Source organism: Neobacillus sp. S1227, from assembly GCF_055385255.1.
Genome location: NZ_AP038276.1, coordinates 1623612 through 1649950, shown reverse-complemented (window position 1 = coordinate 1649950; position 26339 = coordinate 1623612). Strand labels below are relative to the sequence as shown.

At 38.6% G+C, this 26339-nt stretch carries 30 protein-coding genes; 11 read left to right on the top strand and 19 right to left on the bottom strand.

Annotated features, from left to right (window positions below):
- The first annotated feature begins 64 nt into the window (after nucleotides 1-64).
- The 5 genes from ACZ5AE_RS08485 (at nucleotide 65) to ACZ5AE_RS08465 (ending at nucleotide 4629) form a co-directional block, all read left to right on the top strand.
- Entirely contained in the window at nucleotides 65-289 is a 225-nt protein-coding gene (locus tag ACZ5AE_RS08485) for a hypothetical protein (RefSeq protein WP_464571293.1), read from the top strand.
- A 105-nt stretch (nucleotides 290-394) separates the two neighbouring features.
- On the top strand, nucleotides 395-1117 hold the full coding sequence (locus tag ACZ5AE_RS08480) for an alpha/beta hydrolase (RefSeq protein ID WP_464571291.1): 723 nt from the start codon (nucleotides 395-397) through the stop codon (nucleotides 1115-1117).
- A 129-nt stretch (nucleotides 1118-1246) separates the two neighbouring features.
- Entirely contained in the window at nucleotides 1247-1768 is a 522-nt protein-coding gene (locus tag ACZ5AE_RS08475; RefSeq protein WP_464571289.1) for a YjcG family protein, read from the top strand.
- On the top strand, nucleotides 1765-2187 hold the full coding sequence (locus tag ACZ5AE_RS08470; protein ID WP_464571287.1) for a GNAT family N-acetyltransferase: 423 nt from the start codon (nucleotides 1765-1767) through the stop codon (nucleotides 2185-2187). The genes ACZ5AE_RS08475 and ACZ5AE_RS08470 overlap by 4 nt, the downstream gene beginning before the upstream one ends.
- Before the next feature lie 126 nt (nucleotides 2188-2313).
- Nucleotides 2314-4629, top strand: a complete 2316-nt coding sequence (locus ACZ5AE_RS08465; protein WP_464571285.1) for a UvrD-helicase domain-containing protein — start codon at nucleotides 2314-2316, stop codon at nucleotides 4627-4629.
- Nucleotides 4630-4647: 18 nt separating this feature from the next.
- Here the strand turns inward: ACZ5AE_RS08465 and spoVIF are convergent, their stop codons facing one another.
- The 7 genes from spoVIF to ACZ5AE_RS08430 all read right to left on the bottom strand — a co-directional run bounded on the left by spoVIF (nucleotide 4648) and on the right by ACZ5AE_RS08430 (nucleotide 8279).
- Nucleotides 4648-4905, bottom strand: coding sequence for a sporulation-specific transcription regulator SpoVIF (gene spoVIF / locus ACZ5AE_RS08460; protein WP_464573575.1), 258 nt, complete (start codon nucleotides 4903-4905; stop codon nucleotides 4648-4650).
- Between the two features lie 116 nt (nucleotides 4906-5021).
- Nucleotides 5022-5138 (bottom strand): YjcZ family sporulation protein, encoded by a 117-nt coding sequence (locus tag ACZ5AE_RS08455; RefSeq protein ID WP_173065130.1) that lies wholly within the window; start codon nucleotides 5136-5138, stop codon nucleotides 5022-5024.
- A 108-nt stretch (nucleotides 5139-5246) separates the two neighbouring features.
- On the bottom strand, nucleotides 5247-5603 hold the full coding sequence (spoVAE, locus tag ACZ5AE_RS08450; RefSeq protein WP_464571282.1) for a stage V sporulation protein AE: 357 nt from the start codon (nucleotides 5601-5603) through the stop codon (nucleotides 5247-5249).
- Nucleotides 5604-5616: 13 nt separating this feature from the next.
- Entirely contained in the window at nucleotides 5617-6633 is a 1017-nt protein-coding gene (spoVAD, locus tag ACZ5AE_RS08445) for a stage V sporulation protein AD (RefSeq protein ID WP_464571280.1), read from the bottom strand.
- On the bottom strand, nucleotides 6634-7113 hold the full coding sequence (gene spoVAC / locus ACZ5AE_RS08440; protein ID WP_464571278.1) for a stage V sporulation protein AC: 480 nt from the start codon (nucleotides 7111-7113) through the stop codon (nucleotides 6634-6636). It lies immediately after the preceding gene.
- Between the two features lie 13 nt (nucleotides 7114-7126).
- Complete coding sequence (locus ACZ5AE_RS08435; RefSeq protein WP_464571276.1) at nucleotides 7127-7597, bottom strand: YhcN/YlaJ family sporulation lipoprotein; 471 nt, start codon at nucleotides 7595-7597, stop codon at nucleotides 7127-7129.
- Between the two features lie 325 nt (nucleotides 7598-7922).
- Entirely contained in the window at nucleotides 7923-8279 is a 357-nt protein-coding gene (locus ACZ5AE_RS08430; RefSeq protein ID WP_464571274.1) for a DUF1360 domain-containing protein, read from the bottom strand.
- Between the two features lie 147 nt (nucleotides 8280-8426).
- Between ACZ5AE_RS08430 and ACZ5AE_RS08425 the strand changes: the two genes are divergently transcribed.
- Complete coding sequence (locus tag ACZ5AE_RS08425; RefSeq protein WP_464571272.1) at nucleotides 8427-8936, top strand: CotY/CotZ family spore coat protein; 510 nt, start codon at nucleotides 8427-8429, stop codon at nucleotides 8934-8936.
- A gap of 48 nt (nucleotides 8937-8984) precedes the next feature.
- On the opposite strand, the gene ACZ5AE_RS08420 is transcribed toward ACZ5AE_RS08425, so the two are convergent.
- The 3 genes from ACZ5AE_RS08420 to ACZ5AE_RS08410 form a co-directional block, all read right to left on the bottom strand.
- Nucleotides 8985-9476: a CotO family spore coat protein gene (locus ACZ5AE_RS08420; RefSeq protein ID WP_464571270.1), complete on the bottom strand. Its 492-nt coding sequence runs from the start codon at nucleotides 9474-9476 to the stop codon at nucleotides 8985-8987.
- Nucleotides 9477-10092: 616 nt separating this feature from the next.
- The gene (gene fabI, locus ACZ5AE_RS08415; protein WP_464571268.1) at nucleotides 10093-10863 is read right to left on the bottom strand and encodes an enoyl-ACP reductase FabI; all 771 of its coding nucleotides are present in this window, start codon (nucleotides 10861-10863) and stop codon (nucleotides 10093-10095) included.
- Nucleotides 10864-10953: 90 nt separating this feature from the next.
- Nucleotides 10954-12825 (bottom strand): monovalent cation:proton antiporter family protein, encoded by a 1872-nt coding sequence (locus ACZ5AE_RS08410; protein WP_464571266.1) that lies wholly within the window; start codon nucleotides 12823-12825, stop codon nucleotides 10954-10956.
- A gap of 75 nt (nucleotides 12826-12900) precedes the next feature.
- On the opposite strand from ACZ5AE_RS08410, the gene prpE reads away from it, so the two are divergent.
- Nucleotides 12901-13641, top strand: coding sequence for a bis(5'-nucleosyl)-tetraphosphatase PrpE (gene prpE, locus ACZ5AE_RS08405; RefSeq protein WP_464571264.1), 741 nt, complete (start codon nucleotides 12901-12903; stop codon nucleotides 13639-13641).
- A gap of 22 nt (nucleotides 13642-13663) precedes the next feature.
- On the opposite strand, the gene ACZ5AE_RS08400 is transcribed toward prpE, so the two are convergent.
- The 4 genes from ACZ5AE_RS08400 to ACZ5AE_RS08385 are packed head-to-tail and all read right to left on the bottom strand — an operon-like array spanning nucleotide 13664 to nucleotide 16436.
- Entirely contained in the window at nucleotides 13664-14560 is an 897-nt protein-coding gene (locus ACZ5AE_RS08400; protein ID WP_464571262.1) for an RluA family pseudouridine synthase, read from the bottom strand.
- A 16-nt stretch (nucleotides 14561-14576) separates the two neighbouring features.
- Nucleotides 14577-15371: an NAD kinase gene (locus ACZ5AE_RS08395; protein WP_464571260.1), complete on the bottom strand. Its 795-nt coding sequence runs from the start codon at nucleotides 15369-15371 to the stop codon at nucleotides 14577-14579.
- Between the two features lie 43 nt (nucleotides 15372-15414).
- Nucleotides 15415-16053, bottom strand: coding sequence for a GTP diphosphokinase (yjbM, locus tag ACZ5AE_RS08390; protein WP_464571258.1), 639 nt, complete (start codon nucleotides 16051-16053; stop codon nucleotides 15415-15417).
- A gap of 23 nt (nucleotides 16054-16076) precedes the next feature.
- On the bottom strand, nucleotides 16077-16436 hold the full coding sequence (locus tag ACZ5AE_RS08385; protein ID WP_464571256.1) for a UPF0738 family protein: 360 nt from the start codon (nucleotides 16434-16436) through the stop codon (nucleotides 16077-16079).
- A gap of 119 nt (nucleotides 16437-16555) precedes the next feature.
- Here ACZ5AE_RS08385 and ACZ5AE_RS08380 point away from each other — a divergent pair, with 119 nt between their 5' ends.
- The 3 genes from ACZ5AE_RS08380 (at nucleotide 16556) to ACZ5AE_RS08370 (ending at nucleotide 18532) form a co-directional block, all read left to right on the top strand.
- Nucleotides 16556-17134 carry a CYTH domain-containing protein gene (locus tag ACZ5AE_RS08380; protein ID WP_464571254.1) on the top strand — a complete coding sequence of 193 codons (579 nt, stop codon included), beginning with the start codon at nucleotides 16556-16558 and terminating at the stop codon, nucleotides 17132-17134.
- Nucleotides 17135-17270: 136 nt separating this feature from the next.
- On the top strand, nucleotides 17271-17675 hold the full coding sequence (locus tag ACZ5AE_RS08375; protein ID WP_464573574.1) for a globin domain-containing protein: 405 nt from the start codon (nucleotides 17271-17273) through the stop codon (nucleotides 17673-17675).
- Nucleotides 17672-18532 (top strand): ClpXP adapter SpxH family protein, encoded by an 861-nt coding sequence (locus ACZ5AE_RS08370; RefSeq protein ID WP_464571252.1) that lies wholly within the window; start codon nucleotides 17672-17674, stop codon nucleotides 18530-18532. The genes ACZ5AE_RS08375 and ACZ5AE_RS08370 overlap by 4 nt, the downstream gene beginning before the upstream one ends.
- Nucleotides 18533-19007: 475 nt before the next feature.
- On the opposite strand, the gene pepF is transcribed toward ACZ5AE_RS08370, so the two are convergent.
- From pepF to spxA, 5 genes are all read right to left on the bottom strand, one after another.
- Nucleotides 19008-20831 (bottom strand): oligoendopeptidase F, encoded by a 1824-nt coding sequence (pepF, locus tag ACZ5AE_RS08365; RefSeq protein WP_464571250.1) that lies wholly within the window; start codon nucleotides 20829-20831, stop codon nucleotides 19008-19010.
- Nucleotides 20832-20956: 125 nt separating this feature from the next.
- On the bottom strand, nucleotides 20957-22138 hold the full coding sequence (locus tag ACZ5AE_RS08360) for a competence protein CoiA (RefSeq protein ID WP_464571248.1): 1182 nt from the start codon (nucleotides 22136-22138) through the stop codon (nucleotides 20957-20959).
- Nucleotides 22139-22243: 105 nt separating this feature from the next.
- Complete coding sequence (cls, locus tag ACZ5AE_RS08355) at nucleotides 22244-23755, bottom strand: cardiolipin synthase (protein ID WP_464573573.1); 1512 nt, start codon at nucleotides 23753-23755, stop codon at nucleotides 22244-22246.
- 194 nt (nucleotides 23756-23949) lie between these two features.
- Entirely contained in the window at nucleotides 23950-24621 is a 672-nt protein-coding gene (gene mecA, locus ACZ5AE_RS08350) for an adaptor protein MecA (RefSeq protein ID WP_464571246.1), read from the bottom strand.
- A 348-nt stretch (nucleotides 24622-24969) separates the two neighbouring features.
- A complete protein-coding gene (gene spxA, locus ACZ5AE_RS08345; RefSeq protein ID WP_464571244.1) occupies nucleotides 24970-25365 on the bottom strand; it encodes a transcriptional regulator SpxA in 396 nt (131 codons plus the stop codon).
- A gap of 570 nt (nucleotides 25366-25935) precedes the next feature.
- Between spxA and ACZ5AE_RS08340 the strand changes: the two genes are divergently transcribed.
- Nucleotides 25936-26121, top strand: a complete 186-nt coding sequence (locus ACZ5AE_RS08340) for a hypothetical protein (protein WP_213116605.1) — start codon at nucleotides 25936-25938, stop codon at nucleotides 26119-26121.
- Nucleotides 26122-26339 lie beyond the last annotated feature (218 nt).

Below are 26339 nucleotides of genomic sequence, written 5' to 3'. Positions count from 1 at the left end.
TATTTTTATTGATTAAAGAACTAGTGTTCGGTTATAATGACTTATAGAAAGGAGGAGTTTTTAAATGGATGGTCTATTTATTCGTTCCATCGAAGAAAATATTCCTTTAGAGATGATTTATCTTGCCGAAAACCAGGAAATTACCCAGCGTAGATTAATAATTAAAGAGGTAACTGACGAATACATTCGCGCCTACTGCCTGCTGCGCAAACAAATCCGCACTTTTAAACGGGACAACATTCTTTCCATCATGCCTGATCAGCATAATAAAAGCCGTTTCCTGCATTAATCCTCCACCTAGCCCCCTTATCGTTACACTAGCATTTCTGCATTTTCACTTTCATTATGGTAAAATTCTTTTTATAAAAAGTTGAACTCGGGGGGATTTTTCAATATGGATTATCCAAGAGGTACCATTACAGAACAAACATTTTACAGCAATGAACTTGGAGAAGAAATACAGCTGCTCATTTACCTTCCATCCAATTTCTCACCGCTATATAAATACTCGCTGCTGGTTGCTCAGGATGGCCGTGATTATTTTCAGCTTGGCCGAATTGGTCGAGTAGCAGACGAGTATCTTTCAATTAAAGAAGTGGAAAATTTAATTATTGTTGGGGTACCCTATAAGAATGTAAAGGATCGCCGCAGAAAATATCATCCTGCCGGGGATCAAAACCGGCAATACGTACGCTTTCTTGCTCATGAATTAGTCCCCTTTTTAGACAGTGTTTATCCAACGTACCAAGTTGGGACAACCAGAGCACTTATTGGGGACTCACTGGGTGCAGCGGTTTCCTTAATGACTGCATTGCAATATCCGCATACGTTTGGGAAAGTGCTGCTTCAATCTCCCTATGTGGACGATATTGTTTTAGAAGCTGCCAAGCATTATACAGAGCCATTATCACTGGAAATTTATCATGTTATAGGAAAACTCGAAACTGAAGTAAAAACAACAGATGGAAAAATCAGCGATTTTCTGACACCCAATCGTGAGCTTTCAAAGGTCCTTTCCAAAAAACCTTTTAATTATTTTTATGAAGAATTTAATGGAAATCACACTTGGACCTATTGGCAGCCAGACTTAAGACGCGCTCTTAAATTGATGTTCTAGTAATGCATTTGTATTATTTATTATATTTAGAAAATTTGTTATAATAAAAAGTGTCCATTTTTCACTCGCTGTTTTCCTTGTCATTCCTTGACTTATAATAGAACCAACTACTTAAACGGAGGTACCAACATGAAATTTGGAGTTGTTATTTTTCCATCGAAAAAGCTTCAAGACTTGGCAAATTCCTATCGCAAGCGCTATGATTCGCATTATGCTTTAATAACACCACATTTGACATTAAAAGATGCCTTTGAAGCAACTGAAGAAGATGTGAAAGAGTTTGCCGATAAACTGCGGAAAATTGCCGGCAATACGCAGCCTTTTACTTTAAAAACTACTAAAGTGAGTTCTTTTCATCCAGTTAACAATGTTATTTACTTCAAAGTTGAGCCGACAGAAGAACTAACTTCCTTACATGCCGAAGTTAATAAAGAATTTAGCGAACAAAATCCGGAATACGCATTTGTTCCCCATATTACAATCGGCCAGAACCTATCTAATGATGAACACTCCGATGTATACGGGTCACTGCGTATGAAAAAAATTAACCACGAAGAAACGATTGACCGTTTCCATCTCCTCTACCAGTTGGATAACGGCTCTTGGACCGTTTCAGAAACATTTCGGTTGGAAAGGAATAATTCTAAGTGACAGTAAAAGTTGTTGAAACCCCAAAAGAGCTCGAGGACGCATACACAGTTCGGAAAACAGTTTTTGTAGATGAGCAAAACGTCCCCATTGAAGAGGAAATTGATCAATTCGAAAATGATTCCACTCATTTCGTGATGTACCATGAAAGCCGTCCAGTGGGGGCTGGAAGATTCCGCAATGTTGAGGGATATGGAAAAGTAGAACGAATTTGTGTCCTCAAAGAGGCTAGAAACATTGGTGCCGGTAAAGCCATAATGGAAACAATCGAATCCCATGCACGGGAAAAAGGCTTCCAAAAGCTAAAACTTAATGCCCAGACGCAAGCCATCCCCTTTTACGAAAAATTGGGCTACGGGGCAGTTTCAGAGGAATTCATGGATGCAGGAATTCCTCACAAAACAATGGTAAAGAATTTATAGTAAATGCACTTGCCAATATTATGGTTGGCAGGTGCTTTTTATTGGTATTCTTCAAAACATCTTTCCCACCATTCCAGGTTTTGATATGATAATACATGTCTTATTTCAAAATAGAGGGTTATAAAAATGAAAACAGCAGTTTATCGAAATCGGAATATTGTGATTGACGAGCTCAATCGTGAGGAATTCCAGTCTATTTACATCGCAGGCAAAAGAGGAGAACTATCTTGTCCTACTTGTAAAGAAAAGGTGCAGCTTTATCTGGGAATCCTGGGTGACCCCCATTTTTTCCACCATTCATTACCGGAATTGAAATGTCTGGTACCTGAAAGCCATGAAAGAGGAAACCAGCCACAAACAGAAAATCACTATATTGTGCAAAACGGGTTTAGAATTCCCCAAGGCAGAACCATTACAAAAGAAAATCCTGCTTCTGTAAAATTTAAAACAGCAAAACCTATCGAATATAAAGTTCCGTTTAAGCCAACACAGACAAATTCTCCAGAAAGCCTTCCCCCATATCTGCAGCAGCTATCATCAAATGGAGTTATTTTAGACGATAGTCAGACGGAAGCAGTAATAGATACGGAAGGCCCCTTATTAGTGCTTGCCGGTGCCGGAAGCGGCAAAACAAGAGTGCTGACTTGCCGGACCGCGTTCATGCTCGAGGCTAAACAAACCGATCCTCGAACCATCATGCTGGTTACTTTCACCACCAAAGCAGCAGCGGAAATGAAAAATCGTCTTCTTTCCTATCCTAATATGAAGCGTGAAAAAATCCAGCAGCTCATAACAGGTACGTTCCACAGTATCTTTTACCGGATTCTCATGTTCCATGACCCCGCCAGTTGGTCCTCTGATAAGCTATTAAAAAAAGAGTGGCAGCGGGACAGAATTTTGAAAGAAATCGGGAAAGAACTCGATTTGTCCGAAAAGGAATTTGCTTATGATCTAGCGCTGCAGCAGATTGGACTATGGAAAAATACGATGCTCCTTCCCGCAGAGATCAGACCGGCATCAGAATGGGAAGAAAAAACCTCAATTTTATATAAAAAATATGAGGATTATAAAAAGCGTGAAGGGTTGTTTGATTTTGATGACATGCTGATTGGCTGTTATTGGCTGTTGAAAAACACTCCTGCCATATTGGAGTATTATCAAGACAGATTTCAATATTTTTTAATCGATGAGTTCCAGGACATCAACAAAGTTCAATATGAACTGATTAAACTACTATCGAAAAAACACAAAAATGTTTGTGCTGTCGGTGACGATGATCAGGCAATTTACTCCTTCAGAGGAAGCGACCCAAATTTTCTGCTTGAATTCGAAACGGATTTCCATTCATCAAAGACTATAATTCTGGAACAAAATTACCGTTCATCTCATGAAATTGTTTCGGCAGCCAATCAAGTCATTTCCGCTAATAAATTGAGAAAAACAAAAATAATGCATGCGCAATTTTCTAGCGTTGAAAAGCCACTTACTTTTTTCCCTTTTGATGAAGAAGAGGAAGCCACTATGATTGTCACTGATATATCTGAGCGGATTACAAACGGAGCAAATCCCGCTGACTTTGCGATTTTATATCGGACAAATGCTGCTTCAAGGGCAGCGTTTGAACGGCTGGCAGGTTCGAACCTCCCTTTTAAAATCGACATGGACGCTGAAGCCTTTTATGACCGTTATATCGTCAGATGCTCATTAGCCTTCTTAAAGGTCAGCTTAAATGAAGAAGATCCAAAAAGCATAACAGAAATATTGCCATTATTATTTTTGAAACAATCAGCCCTGAAGGACATGAAAGCACTTAGTATCCTTCAGGACTGCAGTCTTCTTGAAGCACTGATGCATTTAAAAACATCACATGCCTTTCAGGAAAAAAAATTAAAAAAAGCGGTTCCGCTAATTCGCTCCCTTAAAACCTTGCCGCCGGCAAAAGCAATTGAAAAGATTGAAAAGGAAATAGGTTTCCTGGATTTTCTTAAAAAAAGAGGCAACGAAGCAAATCAAATCGAAAAAGGATCAGATGATTTAAAGGATTTAAAAGTGGCAGCAAAAAGCTTTGACTCGATTGATGGATTTTTAGAACATGCCGAACATATGGCAGCAATGAATAAGGAAATAAAAAATCTAAGCAAGCATTTTCGCGACGCTATCACCTTAAGCACCATTCACAGGGCTAAAGGACTTGAGTACAAATATGTATATTTGCTTGGCGCAGTCGACGGAAGCCTTCCCCACGATTATGCTCTGGAAACCAGTCGTAGCGGTGATTTTCTCGGCCTTGAAGAAGAAAGACGGTTGTTTTATGTAGCAATGACCCGAGCCAAAGAAGGACTATTTATCTCCGTTCCCGAAAATAGACGAGGAAAAAAAGCCAATCGGTCTAGGTTTCTTGCACCACTTCTAAAAATAAGCAAAAAGGCCATTTTCCATTAAGGAAAGCGGCCTCTTGGCTTATTTTTTATTATTCATCATGTTTGAAATGGTATTGAAATCCAGACTTTTTCCATCTTTAATGATCGTATTGCAAATTTGATCTTCTAGTTCCTTACTAATCGGTTTGTTAGCAAGCTGAGATACTTTACGAATGACACCCCGGACGGTCTTTTCGTCTTTAAAATTGGCATTCTGAAGGGAATTAGCCAAATCAAAAATATCTTTCATATTTACGCCAGTCTTCTTCTCTATGTTTTTAAAGAAACCGTTATCCATGCTCAAGTTTCACACTCCTTCATAAACTACTTTATTGTATGAAGGAATGAAAAAATGGTGAAAAAAGAAAAGGATAGCCTATAATTGGCCATCCTTTCCAGCAGTGCGTTCACCTATTAATACCAGCTAGCACCTACAATGATTAATAGGATGAATAGTACAACGATTAAAACGAAGCTGCCGCCATAGCCAAAACCGCCGCCGTAACCGTAACCTCCGTAACCAAAGCACATAGATAAGTTCACCTCTCTTTAGTAATTTCATTAATACAATATGAAATTACTAAAAAAAGTGTATAGGCACGAATAAGCTATTCATTCATTTAAGCAAAAAATCAGCATTTACCCTTTTGGCTTAAACACGAGTGCTCCGATAAAACCAAAAATAATGGCGGCTGATACACCTGAACTGGTCACCTGAAACATCCCGGTTAACACGCCTATCAGCCCATGGTTGTTTGCATCATCAAGCGCTCCGTGGACCAATGCATTACCAAAGCTGGTTATCGGTATGGTCGCTCCTGCTCCGGCAAAATTAATAAGTGGCTCATACAACCCAAATCCCGCTAAAATCGCCCCGGCTACAACCAGTAAGCTTAATGTATGTCCTGGAGTAAGCTTGACAACATCAAATAATAGCTGTCCAATGACACAAATCAGTCCGCCTATGACAAAGGCCCAAAAAAACATCGCAAACATAATCGTCACCCCTTTAATTGTTCATTTCTATACCAACTGCATGAGCAATACATGGAATTGATTCATTTTGTTGAAAGGTGAGCGGCGATAACAGTGCACCGGTAGCGACAAGCAAAATCCGTCTGTATGTACCCTTTCTCATTTCATTCAGCAAATGTCCATATAACACTGTCGCTGAACATCCAGCTCCGCTTGCTCCAGATTGAACGGGCTGGTCATCCTTATAGATGAGGATCCCGCAATCCTGAAATTGCTTTCTTTCAAGCTTAAGGCCGCTTTTGTTAATTAATTCAAAAGCCGTGTCATGGCCGACTCTCCCTAAGTCACCAGTAATAATTAGATCATAATAAGATGGATCAATGTCAAGATCCCGAAAATGGGCCATAATCGTATCTGCTGCTGCAGGAGCCATCGCACCTCCCATATTGAAAGGATCTGTTAACCCCATATCAATGACCTTTCCAATGGTTGCGGAGATTGTGACAGGGTTTTTCATCCCCGGTTCGTTTGGCTGAATGATTCCAACACCAGCGCCTGTAACCGTCCATTGAGCTGTCGGAGGCTTTTGGCTTCCATATTCTGTAGGATAGCGAAACTGTTTTTCAACCGCTGCATTGTGACTAGATGCTCCGGTCACCACATTTTTTGCTCCCTGATAATTGACGATAAATGAGGCAAGCGCTAAGCCTTCCATTGAAGTGGAACAGGCCCCGAATAACCCGAAATAGGGGATCTGCATAGTCCTTGCGGTAAAGCTGGTCGGCGTTATTTGATTAATTAAATCACCGGCTATTAAAAATTGAATTTTTTCTTTCTCAATATTTGCCTTATCCAGTGCAATTTTTACTGCTTCTTCTAGCAAGATTCGATGGGCTTTTTCATATGAATCCTGGCCCATCCATAGGTCTTCATACAACAAATCAAAGTCATTTGCCAAATTTCCGTTAGCCTCAAAGGGGCCCCCTGTTACTCCAGTTGCCGATATCATCGGTTTATTTTGAAAGACCCACGATTGATGTCCTTTTAGCAATTACAAAACCCCCCAAATGCTTAAAACCGTTCTAATCAGTGCTACCACAAAGGCCGCAAAGACACCAAAAAGAAGAACTGAGCCTGCAAGCTTAAACATATTGCCGCCGACCCCTAATACAAACCCCTCTGTGCGATGCTCAATGGCTGCAGAGATGACGGCGTTGCCAAAACCAGTGACCGGCACCGCGCTCCCCGCACCGGAAAACTGCCCCAGCCGGTCATAAACACCGAAGCCGGTCAAGAGCATGGAGAGAAACACCATTGTGGCCACCGTTGGATTCCCGACACTTTGTTCCGTAAAATTAAAAAAGTAAATGTAAAAATAACTGATCGCCTGGCCGATTGCACAAATCAGTCCGCCAACAAAAAAAGCCCTGATACAATTTTTTAAAACTGGCCGTTTCTTTTCGTGCTTTTGCTGTAGCTGCTGGTATTTTTGCTGTTCAGGTGTCATATTTTTCTGTTTGCTTGCCATCATTAAATCCCCTTTCCTACTTCATATCCTCTGTCATTTTAACAATTTCATTAAAACGTTTTTCTGCATCTCGATGTTTAAACTTAGACGAGGACCTCATCTTTTCATCAAGTCGTACGACTTCCAGAAATATTTTATAATCACTTGAGACGGTAAATTTCTCTTTTGGATATTTTTTCTCAAGCATCTTGGTAACATTTTTTTCAATCTTTTTCATGTTAAAGCGATGCAAATGCTTAACCTTGTATGCAACAAGGATTGCTTCTTTTCCTTTGACGACAGCAACATCATACAATTCTGGAAAAGAACTTACATCATGTTTAATTTTCTCTACTTGGTCATTTCCTTTATGCCCATCAGTGATAACTGGTGGTGGATTTGTGGTTTTAACGAGCGCGAGATGGCTGTCTTTTGCTTTTTGATCCTGATTGCAGGAAACCAGTAAAATTACGCACAACAATATAATGAAACGGTATGTATTACGCATAGCGGTATTCATCCCTTTTTTTCTAAATATGACTGTCATTCCTGTCATTAGTTTTTTCTACATTGACTAAAAATATGACTAAGTTAAAGAGCCGATTAAAGAAAAAAATAAAACTGCCAGTAACCTAGCAGTTTTTCACTTCTACCTATTTGTCTTCTTCCCACAGCCGCAGCCCTGTTTTTTTATAGCATTTGATGGCTGGTAAACCTTTGTTGTCTGAGACTGCTTCTTTTTCTTTGTCACGTTTTTCCCCCCACTCAAATACAATTCATTAGTTACTAATCATCCTATGAAAAATGCGTAGGTCTTGTCTCAGGCAAAAACCTTATTTCCCATTAAAATATTGAATAATTGTTTCGATGATGGCCGCCATACCAGCAACAGCCAGGATAAGTATAATCGGCTCCGCCCAAACAGGGAAAAGGAAGGATATTCCTATCATAATGGCAGAAGACCATATTCCTGTACACCAATAACAACTTAGCAATTCACCCATAAATCGCCTTATTCCAAATTTTTTTGGAATATAATAAATTTCCACTTCACCTTCTGCATTTACTTCCTCTACCTCATCAAAAAAGGGATTTCGTATAAATTCAGTAATTTTATCAAAAACAATTAACCTCGTAAACCGAAAGCTTGCCAATGCTAAGAGGAGCAGTTGCATAAGACTTATCTTCATGTTAAAAAATCCTTTCATAATTGGACTAATGACTGTGTATGGAAATAGCCTAATTTTGGTAAATAAGGCAATTGTCCGTAACCCATAAGGCTCTCGTTAAATATGTTAGTAATGTAAGATATATTACGGATTAAGGAGGAAAAATAAATGGGTTGTGGGAGCTTTAGAGATAATCACGACAACGGCAATTGCGTATGTCAAGTAGTTCGCGCGATTAAAGATATCCAAGATAATGCTGTTGAAGCAGCAGAATGCCAATCCTGTACCAGCTGCTTTAATGAGCCGCTTGGTTCATTGGTCTCACCGGTTCAAGAAACAGTTGATACGCGCGTATTCGTTTTAAAAACAGCTGATGGTACACCTTTCCACGCATTCTTCAATGACGATTATAATGCATGCGTCTCCATCTATTTCCGCGTAGAGGATGTGTTCGATAACTGCTGTGCCACACTTCGCGTATTAGTTCCTGGCAAAAAGGACGGCGGAAACTTTGTTCCAGTCAACTTCGTAAAAGGCGATGACAAATGCTGTATAAACCTTTCTAAGCATTGCCAAGTCACTTGCTTCAAGGCGAGCAACGATTGTGTAACAGTTGACTTAAGCTGCTTCTGTGCCATTCAATGTATTGCTGACGTAAACCTTGGAATTTGCAGTTAAATAAATTAGCCAGTCGGTGAATCGGCTGGCCTTTTTTTTATTTATTCATTATCGCTTTATTCCGATCATGATGACATTTGTGATTTCATCAACTAGGAATGTTCTTTGAGTTTTATCATGATATTCAATGGTTATTTGATTGTCCTCATAACTTATCAGGTAGCCCAAATGTTTCTCATCAACGGTATTAAAAACACACGGAACAGGCGGAAGCACCTTTGGAAAATTAATTAAATATTCCAGTCTTTCCTTTACCGTCATTTCCTTAAATGGCTTTACTCGATTAAAGGAAGATCGGTTATTCTCCACAGGTACTGAAGATGCTGCTTCTTTTTTTTCAGTTTCCATCCCATATGAATCTTTCTCCATCCTCGCACGAGGGGCATCCTTTTTACTTTCATCTGTCCTTGTATTCACTTCCGTTGCCGGCTCAGTTTCAAGCTTACTTCTGAAGATTTCCTGCATATGATAGTTTGAGGGATTCCTTGAAAATGGCTGTTTAATAAAGAAAAGCGGTCCCTGATTTTTTGTATTTGGCATATAAGCACCTCCCTTTCGGCATCCTACACTTTTATATATATGTGAATGGACTATTGGCGTTAACTGTTTTTTTCCATACAAAAAAGCCCGCAGTTCATTTTTAACGGGTTCACTTTAGAGGTGCGAGGGTGTGTGAATTTTTAAACTCCCCCAACGCATTGAAACATAAGAAGTCTTATCCTTAATCGAGTAACTAGTGGTAATAAAATAAGCGAAAATTTTTCCACTAAATGGAGAATAGGTCTCATTCCGGAGTAAATAAGGGAAGGTTTTTCGCTTAAACAAAGCAAAAGCCCCAATACTGAAGTTTTTTGAGTCAATAGGGGAAATTTCTCCGCCTATTTAAGTTATTCTTGATCTTAATTGCTAATTAAGGGAAATTTCTCCCCTTATTTATCAAACTCTGTCTAATGAACTTGTACACTTACGGTTGCTTTAGTCCAATAAAGAAAATAAGGCTTAGAGATATTTTCATCTCAAAGCCTTATGGACTGTGCAATATACTGTGATTTGTGTTGTGAAAGGTTATGTGATTTGCTATGTGGTTAGGGTTGTGATTTACCGTTTTGCACCTCACAAGTAAACCTGTTAAGTTCATTTTGCGGGCTTTTGTATACTACATAATATGATATCCTGAGTCTACGTGAATATTTTCCCCTGTGATTCCACGGGAAAGATGGCTGAAAAGGAAAACTGCGGTATCGCCTACTTCCTCAGGCGTTGTTGTTCTACGTAATGGTGCCTTTTCTTCAATTTCCTTTAAGATCGTGTTAAATTCACTGATTCCTTTCGCGGAGAGTGTTCGAATTGGACCGGCAGAAATGGAATTTACGCGTATATTATCTTTTCCTAGGTCCGCAGCTAAATAGCGAACGCTTGCATCAAGGGAAGCTTTTGCAACCCCCATAACGTTGTAATTTTTGATAGCTCTCTCTCCCCCTAGGTATGTGAGAGTAACGATGCTTCCGCCTTCTGTCATGAGGCTTCGTGCTTCCTTCGCTACTGCCGTTAAGGAATATGAGCTGATATTATGTGCCAGCAGGAAGCCGTCCCTTGTTGTATTCAAGTATTCGCCAGATAATTCTTCCTTATTAGCGAATGCAATACAATGAGCCACTCCATGAATAGTTCCAACCGCTTCTTTTATTTCACCAAAACAATTGGCAATTGCTTCATCACTAGTGACATCACATGGCAGCACTAAAGTTCCCTCCGCATTTAAGGACTCCGCTAATTCCCGTACACTGCTCTCCAATCTTTCCCCGGCAAACGTAAATACTAACCGTGCCCCAGCGTCATGAAGTGAGCGGGCAATCCCCCAAGCGATACTCCGCTTATTAGCAACACCCATTACGACAAATGTTTTTCCAGTTAAAGATAAATTCATTTTAAAAAAATCCTCCTACATGATAACTGATATTAGTACTTGGTACTAATTCTACACTAATTCTGAATAAATGAAAAGTACTAGCCTTTTCTAATAATAGCTTTTGCCTGTTTCTGAAAATTCAAGCTCTCTTTTCAGTTCATCCACATATTCCTTTGAACCTGTGACAATCAGGCGGTCATTCATTTGCAGCTCTGTATCTCCATGAGGGACGATAGAATCCATTCCACGGAAAATCCTGACAAAAATGACATCCCCAGTAAACGGGAATCTTCTTAATGACATTCCATCGAATAAGTCATTTTTCATCACAATTTCATAAAGTCCTGTTTCCTGATTAGTCAATAGATTTATGACTGCAGGAGACTCAATCATCGCTCGAAGCAGTGCCTTTGTTGACATAAAGGAAGAAAAAACCTCTACCCCATGTTCGCGAAGCCTCGATTCTAATTCAGGACTTTCAATCCTGGCGATGACCCTTGGAACTCCTTTTTCTTTCGCAGCTATAGCCAGGTCTGCATTTACTTCCTGGTTACCAGTTAAAATTACCACAATTTCAGATTCGAACACTTTTGCATTTTCAAGGGCCTCCTGCGAATAATCCGGGATTTCCTTTATTTCAAATACCGAGTCAGCAAATGTTTTTTCGGCTTTTTCAATTTTTTGATGATAGAGAACCGGGTTGTAGAGCCCGGACTTTAATTCTAGGGAAACAGGCAAAGTAATCTGGTTAGCACCTAAAAATGCAATGGACACCTTCCTGCCCTCTGCTGCTTCTCGAGGGAACAGCTTCTTAAAAACGATAGGTGTAAAAATAGAGGTAATCACAGCAACAAGAATTAGTGTTCCTTTCATTTGCTCTGTTATAACCCCAATTCGTTCTCCAATCGTCGCTGCTGCAATAACCAGTGACAATGTGGAGGTAAGCAGAAATCCCGCGGCAATTACGGTTTTCATATCGTACCAAATTTTTAATAGGTATACTGGAATTAGCTTCGACAATAAAAGCCCAATCATTAATAGAGGAATTAATAACAAAAGTTTCTTTTCACTTAATAATGACCAAATGTTCAGTTCTACACCTACCATTACAAAGAAAATAGGAATTAGAAAACCGTAGCCAAACGAATCAAGTTTATGAACCAGTTCCTGGTTTGGCGCCAACAAGGAAACGAGGACACCTGCCAAAAATGCACCTAAGATATTTTCTGCCCCGACAGTTTCAGATAATCCCACCAACACAATAATTAGCATGAAGACAGCCCGCGTGCCGATTTGGACCGTCCCAGTTGACAGTGTTTCAATAAAGCTGCGATTTTTAAATCTTTTCCCAATAAAATAAAGGATAATTCCTGCTCCAAATAAAATCAGCAGAAGCCATGTATCTCCCTGGCCTCCTTCATTCAACGACACAAAGAGGGCAAGCAAAATCATTGTAGCTAAATCAGCGATTACCGCCACCAATAAGATAATCTGCCCAATCACCGTTTTCATTAAGTGGGCTTCTTTTAAGGTGGGCACGACTACTCCCAATGAAATCGTCGAAATAATCAGTGTCATTAGAAAAGCATTATCAATAAAGCCTGCGAAAACAAAGAGATACGATAAGCCGAGTGAGAGAATGAAGACACCGGCAAAGATAACGGATGAAACCAGAAAGGAGTTAGGTTCTTTTTTCCCGTTTTGAAGCGTCTCACGTTTTTTCCCACGTGAAAAAGCCGTGAAGTCAATTTCAAGCCCGCTTAAGAACATAAGAAAAATAAATCCAAGTGTAGACAAGGTAGACAGCCAAATATCTTCATGAACGATATTGAATCCACTCTTGCCAATAATGAGGCCCATAATAATTTCTGCAACGACAACTGGGATTACATTTAATTTAAATCGATGCAAAAGAATTGGAGTTAAAAATGCCATTGTGACAACAATCAGTAATGAAATAATGGATACGTGTTGTTCCATAATACTCCTCCCTTACGGATAGTTATAAATGCTCACAAACCGACAAAAAATAAGGAACGGAAAGGGGCAAAAATTATGAAAATAGATATTATCGGTGATATCCATGGATGTTTCACAGAATTCTCGGAGTTAACCGCAAAATTAGGTTACGATTGGAAAAGCGGGATTCCACTCCATCCAGAAAACAGAATACTCGGGTTTGTCGGTGATTTAACCGATAGAGGGCCAAATTCTCTCAAAGTAATTGAGATTGTATGGAAACTGGTCATCGAGCAAAAGGCTGCCTGCTATACGCCTGGTAACCATTGCAATAAGTTGTATCGCTATTTCCTTGGCAACAAGGTGCAAATTTCGCACGGACTTGAAACAACCGTGGCGGAATATGAATCATTATATAAAAAAGATCAAGAATCCATTCGTAAAAAATTTATTAAACTTTATGAAATGGCTCCTATGTACTTAGTATTAGACCATGAACAATTAATAATCGCACACGCAGGAATTAAACAAGAATTAATTGGCAAGCAGAATAATAAAGTGAAAACATTTGTACTTTACGGTGATATAACAGGCGAAAAACATCCAGATGGATCCCCTGTAAGGAGAGATTGGGCTAAACATTATCATGGGGATGCTCATATTGTCTATGGACATACGCCTGTTAAGGAGCCTAGAATTATTAATAAAACGTATAATATTGACACAGGGGCTGTATTTGGCGGCAAACTTACAGCCTTAAGATATCCAGAAATGGAGCTGGTCTCTATTGCCTCTACTATGCCATACATTAAAGAAAAATTTAAACAATTTGACTAAAAACAAAATAGCTGGCCAATTTTTAATCATAGCCAGCTTCTAATATTTTCTTCATGTCTTCAGGCAGCGGTGCTGTAAAAGACATTTCCTGCTTTGTAAAAGGATGAATAAAGCTAATTTCTTTGCAATGCAGGGCCTGCCTTTTGATTAACGAAATGTCTCCCCCGTATAAATCATCTCCAAGAAGAGGATGACCTAAATAGGACATATGGACCCTAATTTGATGGGTCCGTCCAGTTTCCAGGTTCAGCTCAACCTGGGTAAATTCCCTATGCCTTGAGATGACTCGGTATTGGGTACAGGCATATTGACCATCCTCACGAACCTCCCTTTCGATGATGCTTTCCGTTTTACGTCCGATTGGGGCGTTTATCATGCCTTTATCCTCTGGCAACATACCACCTGCAAAAGCTTCATAAGTTCGTTTCACTTGAGATTTTCGCTGCATCAAACTAAATAAATGATGGACATGTCGGTGTTTGGCTACCAAAACTATCCCAGAGGTATCCCTGTCCAACCGAGTCACAATGTGGGCTGTAGCAATCAGCCCCGTTTTTTCGTAATACCCTACAAGGGCATTTGCAAGGCTCCCGGACGGATGTTCCCTTGACGGAATTGTATTCATACCGGCAGGTTTAACTACCACCAGCAAAAATTCATCCTCAAACAGAATCGTCAATGGGCGATTTTCTCCCGGAAAACTTGGGCTCTCGAAGGGGAATATAACTGTCAGTGCATCCCCTTCGACGAGCTTATACCTAACATTTACATCTTCACTGTTGACAAGGATTCTCCCGCCCTTGAATTTAATATCGGTCAAAGCAGTCCGAGAGATTTCTTCCATCTTTAAAAACTCTCTAATAAGCAATCCGGCACTATTTTCATCAATACTCCACTTAAGTTGAAAATTTTTTGTCATCAATATTTTCCTTTATTTAGTCCGAAATAAATGAATCATGTACTCTTTTCCAGAAAGGAAACGGACGGAACCTAGCAAAACGGATTTTTTCCTCTGGAACCCGGAACTGGATTGACTTCACATCCTTATGGAGCAGGGTTAAATGATCAATGGTAATCTGAAAATCCGTCCGGTTTACGGGCTTTAACATACAAGTGTGGTGTGCAGGCAGAATAAGCGGTGACCCCACTGTTCTGAAAACCCTATTGTTAATGGATGCCATCTCCGCAACTTGAAGAGCTTGAATGGAAGGGTGAATAATGGCTCCGCCAAGCGCTTTATTATAGGCTGTGCTGCCGGAAGGGGTAGAGATACAAAGACCATCACCACGAAATCTTTCAAAATGTTGGCCGCGTATTTCTACATCCATGACCAGCGTTCCCTCCACACCTTTTACGGTAGATTCGTTCAATGCTAGGTACCTGGATTCCTTCCCCGCATGGGAATAACGAATAATGACCTCCAAAAGTGGATATTCAATAACCTGAAACGGTGTCTTTGCAATGGCAATCACCAGCTTTTCGATTTCCTCAGGGGTCCAATCCGCATAAAAACCGAGGTGACCAGTATGGATCCCAACAAATGCTGTTTTATCCAAACGGCTGCTATAGCGGTGGAAAGCATATAGGAGCGTGCCGTCTCCTCCTATGGAGATGACGATATCCGGCTGGTCTTCATCGTATTTTAACTCAAAATCTAGCAAATAGGTCCTCATTTTATGCATTAGGATATTTGATTTTTGATCCCCTTTAGACGTTATCGCAAATTTCATCTTTTTTACCCCTTGTATTGGAATAATCTATATAAACAACGGCTCATTTTTTTTCTTCTTGGGCTGTTTCTTTTTTTCTCGTAAAAAAAGCCTGTGCTTCTTTAATTTCACCCCGAATAAGTGACATTTCCTCATCTAAACGGAAAGCCGCCTCTGCAGCACGCTGGAGGCGCATTTTTATATCTGTTGGAAAGGCACCTTTATACTTATAGTTTAATGAATGTTCAATGGTTGCCCAAAAATTCATGGCTAATGTACGAATTTGTATTTCTGCTAGAATCTTCTTTTCTCCGTGGATGGTTTGCACCGGATATTGAATGACAACGTGATAGGAACGGTATCCACTGATTTTTTCATGAGATATATAATCCCTTTCCTCCACTATTTCAAAATCATTGCGGTTTCGGAGCAACGAAACGACCCGATAAATATCCTCCACAAACTGGCACATTATCCGAAGGCCGGCAATATCCTGCATTTCCTCTTCAAGTCTATCTAACGGTATACCTTTTTGGTTTGCTTTATCTAAAATACTGGCAATTGGCTTAACTCGGCCGGTAACAAATTCAATCGGTGAATGTGTCGAATCGAGTTCAAATTGACCTCTCATTCCCTTTAATTTTATCTTGAGCTCATCAATTGCCTGCTTATAAGGGGTTAAAAATTGGTCCCAATGCTTCATGACTCCACCTCGACAAGAACAAATTATGTATGAAAAACTGTTTCTGCTTTTTCAACCATTTCTTTACCGTAATTGCTATTTCCTTTTATGTTATTAATAATAAAATCAAACTCTTCATTAAAACAAAGAAGTTCTATTTTTTCGTTTCCGTCGGTAATCCAAACCGGAAGTTTGGCAGCCATTTTCATGTCGGGCCAGATTGGTTCCGGAAGCACGATGTATGTATAGTCATCTGAATCTTCCATTAGATAAATAAATGAATAATGTTCAGAATCCACTAGGATTTGTTCGGCTGGAACTAAACCATTTATTGTTTCCGACACTTCTAAAATAAGTGCATTTTCCATTACATTTGCTGCTTGGACTATTAGTTTCTTCTTCATCTTTTACCTCCATCTTCCATACCCACTATTTTAACATAATTCCTCATTTCTCCCAAGGATTGCAGTTTTCAATGAAGATGAGATAATGTAAATAATTTTATCGGAAAGGAAGACAAACGATGTCTCAAAATATTGAAATAGAATTTAAAAACATGCTGACAAAAGAGGAGTACTCAAGATTATTAAATGATTTTCAAATTAACGAAATAAACATTTTTGCCCAGGAGAACCATTACTTCGATACGAATGATTTTGCTTTAAAAGATAGGGGTTCAGCTTTAAGAATTCGCTTAAAACAAAATAGCTGGGAAATGACGTTAAAGCAGCCTGCGGAAATCGGCCTTCTTGAAACAAATCAAATACTTAGCGAAAAGGAAGCTCTAGAAGCAATCCAATTTGGGAGACTTCCTTCGGGTCAAATAAAGCTTATCATTGAAGAAATGGACATCCCCTTTTGTAAATTGGTTTATTTCGGAGCTTTGGCAACAAGACGTGCAGAGGCAGAATTTAAGAAAGGCGTACTTGTTTTTGACCACAGTATTTACCTAAATCAAGAGGACTTTGAACTAGAATATGAGGCTGAAAACTTTCAGGAGGGGCAGGAAGTCTTTTTACAGCTGTTAAATAATTATCAAATTCCTGTCAGAAAAACAGAAAACAAAATTCGCCGCTTTTACAGGCAGAAATACAACTTATAAATTAGTTTCGTAAGAAAAGCCATATTGGACACATTAATAATATCCTTTTTCCGGAGCAATTCATTTGAGATAAAAATTAGGCATTGTTAAAATGAATGTAAACTTGATAATGACGAGAGGAGGAGTTGTCAACATGATGAAAAATCAGCTAACACCATTTGAGGTTATTGGAGAAGAAACGCTCCATCGTCTTGTGGACAATTTTTATGGCCTTGTTGCACAACATCCTGACCTTGCTCCTATATTCCCAAATGATTTTTCTGAAATTGCTCGTAAACAAAAGCAATTTTTAACCCAATATTTAGGCGGCCCTCCACTTTATACTGAGGAACATGGACACCCGATGATGCGTGCCCGTCATCTGCCCTTTCCGGTTACGCCAAAGCGTGCCAAAGCCTGGCTTTCATGCATGACCAAAGCAATGGATAAAACCGGCTTAGAAGGACCAATTAGGGATGAGTTTTATTCTAGGCTTTTTCTAACTGCCCAGCACATGATTAATACACCTGATGATCAAGAAAATTCCGGTGAGCCATTGTGAATAATTTTGATTACTCGAATTCTTTGCAACCAATCAATAGCAGCGATAAAAAACCGATAGAAATTTATTTATTTATTGATCCGCTTTGTCCTGAATGCTGGTCACTTGAGCCTATCATGAAAAAGCTTCAGATTGAGTATGGACGTTACTTTTCTATTAAACATGTGTTAAGTGGAAAATTGACCAATTTAAATGTAAGCCGAAAAAAAAATGACCTTGCTCAGGTTGTGGAGAAAACAACGAGCAGGTCGGTAATATCTTGTGAAGGAAATCATGGGTCTGAATACCCTGTAGATACTCCCTATAATGTATCGATCGCGCTAAAAGCAGCTGAACTTCAAGGGAGACGTGCAGGAATACGCTTCCTCCGCGCAATTCAAGAAGTATTATTTTTGAAAAAGAGGAATATTTCAGATTTAGGAGTATTAAGAGAGTGTGCGGATAAAGCAGGACTTGAAATTCAAGAATTTCTTCAAGACATGCATTCGGAGAGTGCTGCAAAAGCCTTTCAGTGCGACCTGCAAATTACTTCTGAAATGGAAGTCCGCGAAATTCCTACCCTTGTCTTCTTCAATGAAAACGTTGAAGAAGAAGGAATAAAAATAACAGGAACATATCCATATGAGGTTTATGTTCAAATTCTGGAGGAAATGCTCGCAGAAAGACCGATTAAATCTCCGCTGCCTCCACTGGAAACATTTTTAAAGAATTTTAAATTTGTCGCCACGAAGGAAATTGCTCTTGTATATAATATGACCATTTCGCAAATTGAACGGGAAATGAAAAAATTGCTCCTTAAGCAGGTGGTGCAGCAAATCCCTGCAAAGTTCGGGACTTTTTGGAAGTATATTGAGTAGCTTAAGAATGTATAACAGAAATGCCCTGCAGCCATCAACTGCAGGGCATTTCTGTTAATACGAACAAAGGGGATGGGAGAAATTTTTCACGGTCAAACAAAGGGGTATATGTTTGTTGTGATCAACTTCACGTATTAAATATAGCATGGGCTAAAAAGGGTGACAATAAATTTGTGCTTTATTTCACATTATTGTCAAATATCATAAATTCATAGGGTAGACCATAAATATAAAAGAAAGATTTTGAATAAAAAAGGGGTGGATTAAGAAATTGAAAAAGTTTTCCATTACACTGATGATTTTTTTCTTTGTTTTTTCCTTTTTTTTACACGTACTGGCACTCTTGAAAATTTTCCCGATTATAATTAGCATCCCCGTATTGTTTCTTTCCATCTTAATCCCCAGTATCTCCCTCAATGACAGAAAAAAATTTAAGGGATTTTAAAGGGATGGCTGCCATGCCATCCCTCATTCTTTATTTTTTTAACAATAGTTGTTCTAATTCACCTAGTTTTTCTTCAAATACCTTGCAGGCATCCTTGATTGGCTCAGAACTTGTCATATCCACTCCGGCTTTCTTTAACACTTCGATTGGATAATCGGAGCTTCCCGCACTGAGGAATTCAATATACCGTTTTACTGCAGGTTCGCCTTCCTCTAAAATCTGCTTGCTTAATGCAGTTGCAGCGCTGAAACCTGTAGCATATTGGTAGACATAATAGTTGTAATAGAAATGCGGGATGCGGGTCCATTCAAGGCCGATTTCCTCATCAATGACAATATCCTCTTCACCGAAGTACTTTTTATTTAATTCATAATAGGTTTTTGTTAATGAATCAGCCGTTAATGCCTCATTATTCTGCGCCATCTGGTGGATTAAATGCTCGAATTCGGCAAACATCGTCTGACGGAATACCGTCCCCCTAAAGCCCTCCAAATAATGATTTAAAAGATAAATCCGTTTTTGTTCATCGTCAATGGTTTTTAACAAATAGTCATTCAGCAGCGCCTCATTACAGGTAGAAGCAACTTCAGCAACAAATATCGAATAGTCTCCATATGGGAACGGCTGATTCTTCCTTGTGTAATAGCTGTGAACAGAGTGTCCAAATTCATGTGCTAAGGTAAATAAGTTGTTTACGTTATCCTGCCAGTTCATCAGGATATATGGATGCGTTCCGTACGCACCTGAGGAGTAAGCCCCGCTGCGCTTGCCCTTATTCTCATGGACATCTACCCACCGATTTTCAAAACCTTCTTTTAGGATCTGAGCATACTCATCACCTAACGGAGCCAGCCCTTTTATAACAAGGTCTTTTGCTTCTTCATAGTTAATTTCCATTTTCACATCTTTAACTAGTGGTGTGTACAAATCATACATATGAAGCTCCTGAACCCCTAACACTTGTTTACGAAGCTTTACATAACGGTGGAGCAGATGCAGATTCTCATTAACAGTATTCACTAAGTTATCATAGACCGTTTCAGGAATATTATTAGCAGCAAGGGCTGATTGTCTTGCTGAGTCAAAGTTCCGGACTCGCGCATTAAAATTATCCTTTTTTACATTACCGCTTAAGGTACTTGCGAATGTATTTTTAAACTGACCATATGTTTGATATACCCCTTTAAACGCGTCATGCCTTACCCTCTGGTCTTCGCTTTCAAGAAAACGGATATAACGGCCATGAGTAATTTCAACCTCATTGCCATTTTCATCCTTAATGGATGGGAACTCCAAATCCGCATTATTCAGCATGCCAAATGTATTACTAGACGCATTCATTACTTCACTAGCCTCAGCAAGCAGTGCTTCCTGCTCCGCACTCAATACATGCGGCCGTTGCTGATTAATTTCTTCAAGAGCATGTTCATAAAGCTTTAATTCCGTTTTTTCATTTAAAAAGCCAGTTACTTTACTTTCGTCAATTGCAAGAATTTCTGGAACAATAAAAGCAAATTGGCTCGCAGCTTGAGAATAAAGATTTTTCATTCGATCATCCAAGCCTTGATAAAAAGAGTTTGTCGTATCTTGGTCATACCTCATATGTGAATATGTATAGAGCTTGCCGATTCTTTCAAAAAGCTGGTCCTGAAATTGAAGGGCTTTATAAAGTGTCTCTGCACTTTCTCCCAATTTTCCTTCGAACTGCTTAATTCCTGGAATTTGCGCCTTCACCTCTTGGAATTCCTTTTCCCATTCCTCATCACTCGCAAAAATATCCTCCAACTTCCACGTATCTTCAACTGGAATTTCACTTCTTGCCGGGAGTGACTTTACAGCCGTTTCATTTGTCATAGTAGAGCCTCCATTTCCATTCGATAATCCAATTCACTTTATTATATTCCATTTTTTCTTCATTTTTCCTCCTTTACGCTTATAAGCAGTAAAGCCTCTCTTATATTATGTCCAGTCACCTAATTTCATTTATTATTTTGATAAAATAATGACATTGCCTCATCCTTCTCTCGGTTTGATTGAGGAATCGCTATTTTTCGGTTTATTTCACATATCCAGTCGCCTTTTCGAATTAAAACACCCAATTCAATCAGCCTACGGAAATATTCTATGACCGGTATCATCGGATTAATAGTTTCTTGTAAAGGAAAAGTTCGGATAGTAATATCTTTTTTGGAGATCCTTTTCTGCACCTGGTTATGAATCTCCTGATACGAGATCAATTCTCCAGGATTTTTAGCTGCTAGACAATCAAGGAATAAATAGGTTTGCCATACAATTGGAGAGGTTTGAATGTATATCGTATGAGGAACTGGCAAGCCTATTTCTGGTGGCAATAAAAAGGGATTTAAATTTCGCTGATAAATTTCTTGAAGAAAGGGATTCTTTTCGGCACCGGAATGAAGGACCCAACTTATTTGATAATTTTCTGCTGCTTCCTTCCACTTTAAGAGGTCAATCTTCCATATATCGGGCTTTGGATTGAGTAAATCCTCAAGTCGTAAACTGTCAAGGGAATTGAATGATTGCTCTGCAAAAGCATTTTTAATGGAATACGGAGTAATAGAACTAATTAATTGGAAGGCTTTCTTTTCAGGAGAATAGCAGGGTATATACAACTGACCTGCAATGCCCGTTCGTAAAAATAAGTAGTGAAAATTTGAAAATGAAAGGATGTGGCGGTTTTTTTGATGAATGTGATTTCTGGAGATAATCCATAGAGGTGTATAATGATGTTCAAGATAGTTTTTTGTCCTTTTCCAAAATGTTCCTTCTGATAGTGTGGAGCACTGAAACTCTAGGGCAAATCTCTGACCATTATGTTCAAACATAATATCGGGACGCTGTCGGATCCTCCGATCATAAAATTCAAGGATACAAGGAATATTTTGCATACATAGCCAATTATAAAGCTGAAGCTTTCCCTCAATATGATTGATGGACTCTGATTCGTATAAATCGCAGCAGGTGCTTCCTTTTTTATGAGCAAAATGGAATATTCGCTGTGCACCAAGCTTTAATGAAACGTTTTCCCCACAGACAGGACATATAAACTCCTCCGTTTTTCTAAGGCTTAGTAGTACTTCTTTCGAGTAACAATTTCCAAGCGAAATTTGTTTTCCTGTTTTCGTCTGGGCTGTTAACAATTAGAATCCCCCTCCTTCTTTTCTTATCAAATTCGACTAAACGCGCCAAGATCCCTTTACAAAAAAATAAAAACCCGCCGTTATCGACGAGTTTTAACAAAATTTTCACAATAACGGTGAGAGCAGTCTTGCAGTGGATTCAAGCAACCGATACCCCAAATGCCGCTGTTGGAATGTTTTTAAATCTAATTGTGTTGCAAATTCCAAATCGTTTAGGTATTCTGCAACAAGCTTTTGGGTACTTTGCGTCCGGAAAAGGAACGCATTTACCTCAAAATTCAAATGGAAGCTTCGCATATCCATATTAGAGGTTCCTATTGAGGCCAATTCCCCATCAACAATGACAATTTTGCTGTGCATAAACCCTCTTTCATATTCAAACACCTTTACTCCTGCCTCTAAAAGCTCAGGAAAATAGGATCTTGAAGCATGAAAGACAATCCGCTTATCCGGGCGGTTTGGAACTAGAAGCCGAACATCAATTCCGCTTAAAGCGGCAACTTTAATGGCGGAGAAAATATCCTCATCTGGAATAAAGTAAGGTGAAGCAATCCAAACTGATTTTCTTGCCGATCCAATCATGGAGAAAAATATATTCTTGATGACACTCCATTCGTTATCCGGACCTCCTGCGATTAACTGAACTCCACCGTGGCTTTTGTGGTCAATTTGTGGAGATAAGTATTCTGCCGTCAGAAAACTATGATTCGTCATATAATACCAATCCTGAAGAAAAATCAACTGCAGAGTTCGAACTGCTTCGCCCCGAAGCATCAAATGGGTATCCCGCCAGAATCCGATATCCTTATTTCGTCCCAAATATTCATCGCCAATATTTAATCCGCCGACAAACCCAATATTCCCGTCTATGACAATTATTTTTCTGTGGTTGCGGAAATTAAACTTATTATTCAAAAAAGGTAATTTTACCGGTCCAAATGGAACAGTTTCTATTCCGGCATTCTTTAAATCATTGATATAAGCTTTTGAAAGCTGCCAGGACCCAACGGCATCGAACATAAACCGAACCTTTACACCTTGATTCGCTTTTTCAATTAATATATTCTTTATTTCTTGACCAATCTGATCATGCCTAATAATATAATATTCCAGATGAATATGGTGCCTCGCCCTTTTTAGCTGTTCTATTATATGATAAAAGGTTTCCTCACCATTTGTTAAAACCTTGGTTGCTGTATCAAAAGATATTGGACTATTCCCCAGCTTTTGAGCAAGCATAAATAATTTGCCTTGATGCTCCCCCATTAACTGCAGCTTTTCTTCACCTCTAGGATCATTTTCACCCTCAACGGTTAAAAAAGCCTGTTTATCAAGAAAATATTTTTTTCTAAACATCCGTTCCTTTCGATAATTCCTGCCAAACAGAAGATAAAAAATAAACCCCACCAGCGGAAAGCTTCCAAGAACAACCAGCCACGTTATGGTTTGTGTAGGATGTCGGTTTTCCAAAAATATAACAAAACCGATAAAAATGACGGAAAGAGAAATCATTACACTTAAAAACCCTAAAATGCCACTCTCCAACTGATTTTTAAAAGCGAACAGAAGAATTGAAAGAACCAACAAAAATAAGATAACCCGAACCGTATTCTTCAGTGTCCTCACCTGCTTTGAAACACCAATATTTAAAGTTTGATAAATGAAAACTCGCCAATAGGCGAGTCCGATAGGACGAAGACAGAGGCATAGTTGAATTTATCAGTAAGGAGATTATATAAATTTTGAAAAAATTCATATAATCTCTCATTAGCTAAATAATACCGATTTCAAATGTGAAATCGGTACATTTTTTAGCTGAAATGGTTTCGAATAACTTCAAAAACATTCTCAGCAATTATTACTTTACCGTACTCCTGAATCCGGTGAATCGTTAACTGTGTCTCATACCCATATTCCAGCAATACGCTTAAAACATCATCAATCTCATCTTCCCCGAAAACATCTTCCGGAAATTCAGTATATAAGTAATACTTACCTTCAAAGTGATATAGTGTTGTGACCAAGTTATCAAGACCCGGCCGTTTCGCTAAACTGATCACATCTTCAAAATCTTTAAAAGCAAGAATAAACTCTAAATTATCTTCCTCAAGGAGGACTTCCTCATCATCTGAATAATTTGGATTAAAATGCTGATCTAAAAGTTCTTCAATCTTATCATCAGCTGGTAAATCCTTTATTTTATCATTAGGAATAGGAAGTTCAAATTTCTGGCCATCTTTAGAAAGCTGCGCTTTGGTCACTAGTACCTCTAACCCTTTATCCAAGGCTTGAACCTGAATCCATAACGGACCTTCAACCACAAACTCTTCCTCTCCATGGACTTCGTCCATCATTTCCCAAAAGAGTTCTTCACTTCGTTCGCGATTGTACCAAATCTCTTCCCGATCAAAGCCTCTTTCTTCTATATCACCATATGAAATATAAAATTTAACCGTATTTTCATTGATACGTTCAATCTCCATTATAACCTCTCCCTTCCATTGTTCATATTGAAGGGACTAAATACCCCCAAGCAGATAACTCCCTTATCATTCACTCTAAAAATAAGTTTATTCAATGAAACTTTAAATAAAAAAGCAAATACTCTCGTACATTCATTTTATGATAAATGAACCAATAAGGGAAATAAAAAAGCGCAAATTCACAAAATCCATAAATCCGCCCAATTACCAATACGAACAGTAGTACATTCAACATTCAGAGGGAAAATTTTCAATATAGATATTCCTTTAATCATAACAAAATTCAATAAAAATTTCAAACAATAAAAACGAAAAAAAGACCTTCATAAAAAAGGTCTTTACTCAAAATTAATTTACCATCCGCTGTGCTTCACGCAATTGATACGTTCTGACCTTTCTAGGCAAGAATCTGCGGATTTCATCTTCATTATAGCCAACTTGCAAACGTTTCTCATCAATGATGATTGGGCGGCGAAGCAGTCCAGGGTTTTCTTTAATTAATTTGAATAAATCCTGAAGAGGCATTGTATCCAAATTCACTTCTAACTTTTGAAAGGTTTTAGATCTCGTTGAAATAATTTCATCTGTTCCATCTTCAGTCATACGAAGAATTTCTTTGATTTCTTCCATAGATAAAGGTTCAGAGAAGATATTTCTTTCCTTGTATGGAATCTCATGCTCTTCTAACCATGACTTTGCTTTTCGACATGATGTACAGCTCGGTGAGGTGTATAGTGTTACCATCTGTGTTTCACACTCCTCTATTATTTGCAAATCTATCATATATCAATCCGAAATAAGGGAAATTAACACAACTCAATGTATTAACAGTTTATATTTTAAAATTAAAATTATTATAAATAAGGAATTTATATCACCTATTATACACTACAATATTGAAAAAAGGTATCCCTTTTTCAAAAATAATCACTTTCAGAATACCCCACTAAATTAAAGATTCGCTATTATATTAGACGAATGATTTCTTCAAAAGTTTCAAAAATTTATTTAATTTTTTATTTTTTTTTACGTTTTACTGTTAATCATATTAAAATGTTCGTATCTTTGTTTATACTTTATAAGGGAAAGGCATTGTTAGGTTAAGTCTCTTTTTAATAACATATAGTCTGCTAGGATTTTTTCTGAAAAAACCATTCTCAATTAAAGTCACAAAATGAAAACGTTAACAGTATTTAAATATAGCTTTTCATTAGTTTTTTATTTTTCTCTTTTCTTAAACGTAAAGTTCTTTTACAATAAGTGTAGTGAATAAAATAAAATCAATTCTTTGATTCATCAAATGGAGGGACAATCATGGCTGGGTACATAACTGATTTAACAGTTGTTGCACTGTTAGTGATCGGGATTACAGCTTTTATGGGAGTCATCACAAACGGTATTGGTGAAAAGGTATTTGGCGGAAAACGCCGCAGCGAATTTGTCGACCAAAGTGCCAGATTTCAAACTGGCTGGAAAACCGTTGGCGGTAAGAAAAAGTAAAATAGGAACAAAAGCACAAGCGCCCTGTTCAGCGGCGTATGGCCTGGAGCTCTCCAACTGAGATAAAGGAAACACGAAGAGCGTAAGCGATTCGATGTTGACTTATTGTAGGGAGGAGAGCGAAGGACACTAGCCGCTAGGGCGCTGGAGCTGGACGAGTCTATACCTGATAATAAATTATCCACAATGACTTAATCTGTAATTTCCTAGACAGTAAA